The organism is Azospirillum sp. TSO5, from assembly GCF_003116065.1.
GTDB lineage: Bacteria > Pseudomonadota > Alphaproteobacteria > Azospirillales > Azospirillaceae > Azospirillum.
Genome location: NZ_LGQY01000187.1, coordinates 1 through 4,072, shown reverse-complemented (window position 1 = coordinate 4,072; position 4,072 = coordinate 1). Strand labels below are relative to the sequence as shown.

2 protein-coding genes are annotated in these 4,072 nt (G+C 68.9%); both read right to left on the bottom strand.

The window, feature by feature from the left end; translation table 11 throughout:
- Window positions 1-2,409 (bottom strand): xanthine dehydrogenase molybdopterin binding subunit (gene xdhB, locus TSO5_RS31860; RefSeq protein WP_247871067.1); only part of this gene is annotated, 2,409 nt, incomplete at its 3' end.
- Window positions 2,402-3,874, bottom strand: a complete 1,473-nt coding sequence (gene xdhA / locus TSO5_RS31855) for a xanthine dehydrogenase small subunit (RefSeq protein WP_109155364.1) — start codon at window positions 3,872-3,874, stop codon at window positions 2,402-2,404. The genes xdhB and xdhA, both read right to left, overlap by 8 nt.
- Between the last annotated feature and the right edge of the window lie 198 nt (window positions 3,875-4,072).

The following is a 4,072-nucleotide window of genomic DNA, read 5'->3' as shown; positions in this document are numbered from 1 at the left end:
GGCGGCCCCCCCCCCCGCCAATGGCGGGGGAGGGTTAGGGAGGGGGCATCCACCGCCTGCAGCCACCCGCTCCCGCAACGCCGCGATGCAGCCCAGCACCCGCTCCGGCGTCGCCGGCGCGTCCAGCCTCGGGCAGAAGCGGTGCCCGGCCACGCTCGCCACCGCGTCGGACAGCGCGTGGAGCACCGCCATGCCCAGCATGAAGGGCGGCTCGCCGACCGCCTTGGAGCGGAAGATGGTGTCCTCGCGGTTCGGCGCGTTCTCCAGAAGCGCGACGTTGAAGATGCGCGGACGGTCGGAGCAGGCCGGGATCTTGTAGGTGCTGGGCGCGTGGGTGCGCAGGCGGCCCTGCGCGTCCCACCACAGCTCCTCCATGGTCAGCCAGCCCATGCCCTGGACGAAGCCGCCCTCGATCTGCCCCCGGTCGATGGCCGGGTTCAGCGACCGGCCGCAGTCGTGCAGGATGTCCACGCGGTCGACGACATATTCGCCGGTCAGCGTGTCCACCGTCACCTCGGCGCACGCCGCGCCATAGGCGAAGTAATAGAAGGGCGTGCCGCGCCCGGCCGCGCGGTCCCAATGGATCTTCGGCGTCTTGTAGAAGCCGGTGGCCGACAGCTGCACCCGCGCCATATAGGCGGCGCGCACCAGATCGGCGAAGCTCATGTCGCGGTCGCCGACCAGCACGCGGTTGCGCTGGAACCGCACCATGTCCGGCGCCACGCCCCAATTCTCCGCCGCGAAGGTGACCAGCCGCTCCCTGATGGTGCGGGCCGCCGCCTGCGCCGCCTTGCCGTTCAGGTCGGAGCCCGACGAGGCCGCGGTGGCCGAGGTGTTGGGCACCTTGCCGGTGTTGGTGGCGGTCGGAAGGATGGTGGCGATGTCGACCTGGAACTCCTCCGCCACCACCTGGGCGACCTTGGTGTAGAGCCCCTGCCCCATCTCGATCCCGCCATGGTTCAGCTGGATGCTGCCGTCGGTGTAGACATGGACCAGCGCGCCGGCCTGATTGTAATGGCTGGCGGTGAAGGAAATGCCGAACTTCACCGGCGTCAGCGCCAGCCCCTTGCGCAGGATACGGTTCTTGGCATTGAAGGCGCGGATTTCCTCCCGCCGTGTCCAGTAACCACAGCTTTCCTCAAGCTGCGCGATCAACTCCGGCAGGATGTTGTCGGTGACGGTCTGGTGATAGGGCGTCAGGTTGCGGTCATCGGTGCCGTAGAAGTTCCGCTTGCGGATCTCCAGCGGATCCTTGCCCAGCGTGAAGGCGATCTCGTCGATCACCCGTTCCGCGGCGACCATGCCCTGCGGACCGCCGAAGCCGCGGAAGGCGGTGTTGGACACCGTGTTGGTCTTCAGCGGCAGCGATTCCAGCCGCGCCGCCGGATAGAAATAGCCGTTGTCGGCATGGAACAGCGCCCGGTCGGTCACCGGCCCCGACAGGTCGGCGGCATAGCCGGCCCGTGCCGCGAACTGCATGTCGACGCCCTGGATCAGCCCGCTGTCGTCGAAGCCGACGCGATAGTCAATCTCGAAATCATGGCGCTTCCCGGTGATCTGGAAATCGTCGTCGCGGTCGGGACGCAGCTTGGCGGCGCGGCCGGTGCGCTTGGCCACCAGCGCGGTGCAGGCGGCGAACAGGTTGGACTGCGTCTCCTTGCCGCCGAATCCGCCGCCCATCCGCCGAACCTCCACCGTCACCGCGGCGCTGGGCAGGTCCAGAACATGGGCGACGATGTGCTGCACCTCCGTCGGGTGCTGGGTGGAGACGTGGATCAGCACCTCCTGGTCCTCGCCCGGCACCGCCATGGCGATCTGGCTTTCCAGGTAGAAATGCTCCTGCCCGCCAATGGCGAGCCTGCCCTCCACGCGATGCGCAGCCTCGGCCAGCGCCGCATCGGCGTCGCCGACCCGCAGGGTCATCGGAGCGGTGACCAGTGTCCGCTCGCCATCGCGGGCGGCGGCGATGGTCAGGACGGCGGGCAGATCCTCATACTCGATCACCGCCAGCTTGGCGGCGCGGCGGGCCTGATCGCGGGTTTCGGCGGCGACGGCGAAGATCGGCTGGCCGACATGCTCGACCAGCGTCGAGGCGAACAGCGGCTCGTCATGCTTGCCCATGCAGCCGATGTCGTTCACCCCCGGCACATCGTCGGCGGTGAAGACCGCCACCACGCCCGGCGCCTGCCGGACCGGCGACAGGTCGATGGAACGGATGCGCGCATGCGCCTGGCCGCTGAGGCCCAGATAGACGTGCAGCAGCCCGGCCGGCTCGGCGATGTCGTCGACATAGACCGCCTCGCCGCTGACATGCTTATGCGCGCTTTCGTGCCGGCGCGGATCATGGACGGCGCCCTGGATGCGGTCGGGAGCGGTGATGGGAGCGATGGGCGTCGTGACGTCAGGCATGGGCTAGCCTCCGGTCGCCGACCAGACGGGTCTCCGCCGCCGGGTCGCTGGTCTCGACATACAGCTTCATCAGCAAATTCGCGGCCACGGCGGAGCGGTAGGCCGCGCTGGCCCGCCAGTCCGACAGCGGCGCGTAATCGTCCGCCAGCGCCTCCATCCCCTGGCGAACACAATCTTCGGTCCAATGACGGCCCAGCAGCACCGCTTCCGCCCCGCCGGCGCGTTTCGGGGTGCCGGCCATGCCGCCGAAGGCGATGCGGATGTCGGCGACCCGCCCCTCACCGTCCAGCGTCAGGCGGAAGGCGCCGCAGACTGCGGAGATGTCCTGGTCGAAGCGCTTGGCGATCTTGTAGGCACGGAAGCGCATCCCCGCCGCCGGCTTGGGCAGGATCACCGCCTCGACGAATTCGCCCTCGCGGCGGTCCTGCTTGCCGTATTCGATGAAGAACTCCTCCAGCGGCAGTTCGCGCGTCTCGTCGCCGCGCCGCAGCCGCAGGGTGGCGCCGCAGGCGATCAGGGCCGGCGGCGTGTCGCCGATGGGGGAGCCGTTGGCGATGTTGCCGCCGATGGTGCCCATGTTGCGCACCTGCTCCGCGCCGATGCGGCGGATCAGCTCGCCGAAATCGGGATAGAGCGCCGCGATCCGCTCCGCCGCGTCGCTGTAGGTGACGCCGGCGCCGATCACCAGCGCGTCGCCGCGATCGTCGATCCGCCGCAGGGCGCGCACCCGGCCGGTGTAGATCACCGTCGCCAGCACGCGCTGGAACTTGGTCACCCACAGCCCGACGTCGGTCGCCCCCGCTACGATGGTGGCGCCGGGGTTGTCGAGCAGAAGCTGCGCCAGCTGCGGCACAGTGGCCGGCGCCAGGAAGCGGCGCCCGCCAGCGCCGACGCTGAGGATCTCCTTGTCGCGCAGGGCTTTCAGCTTCTCCGCCATCGCTTCGCGGTCGGCGAAGCGGTCGGCAGCGCGGTCGCCGATGTCGTACATGGCATGGGCAGCGCGGACGATGGGCTCGTAGCCGGTGCAGCGGCAGAGGTTGCCGGCGAGCGCGTCGTCGATGCGCTGCCCGTCCGGCCGTTCCTCGTTCAGATACAGCGCCAGCAGCGACATGACGAAGCCCGGCGTGCAGAAGCCGCATTGCGAGCCGTGGCAATCCACCATCGCCTGCTGCACCGGGTGCAGCGCGCCGTCCGGCCCCTTCAGATGCTCCACCGTCAGCAGCCGGCAGCCGTCCAGCGTGGCGAGAAAGCGGATGCAGGCGTTCACCGCCTCGTAACGCAGGGTGTCCCCGTCCAGCCGGCCGACCACCACGGTGCAGGCGCCGCAATCGCCCTCGGCACAGCCTTCCTTGGTGCCGACCCGCCGTTCCGACAGCCGCAGCCAGTCGAGCACCGTCAGGGTCGGATCGACCGCGTCGATCTCCCGAAGCTCGTCGCCGAGATAGAAGCGGAGGCGCTGGCGCATGGCTGCTCCCGATGAACTGGTGACGATGTGACGCAGTATTTCACCGACGTCGACTCTGTCACCAGATCGGCAGCGCGGGAAAGAGTTTCAAACGATTTGCAAAAGAGGCTCCAGCAATAGCCCCCTCCCCATCCCTTGTATGTTGAGTTTGGCTTATAGTGTCTCCGACGGATCGAGCTGCTGGGGGTGGCCACCCCC

What these genes read in the sequence shown, in the direction of transcription:
- xdhA (WP_109155364.1), bottom strand. Translation starts at nt 3,874, where the DNA reads ATGCGCCAGCGCCTCCGCTTCTATCTCGGCGACGAGCTTCGGGAGATC.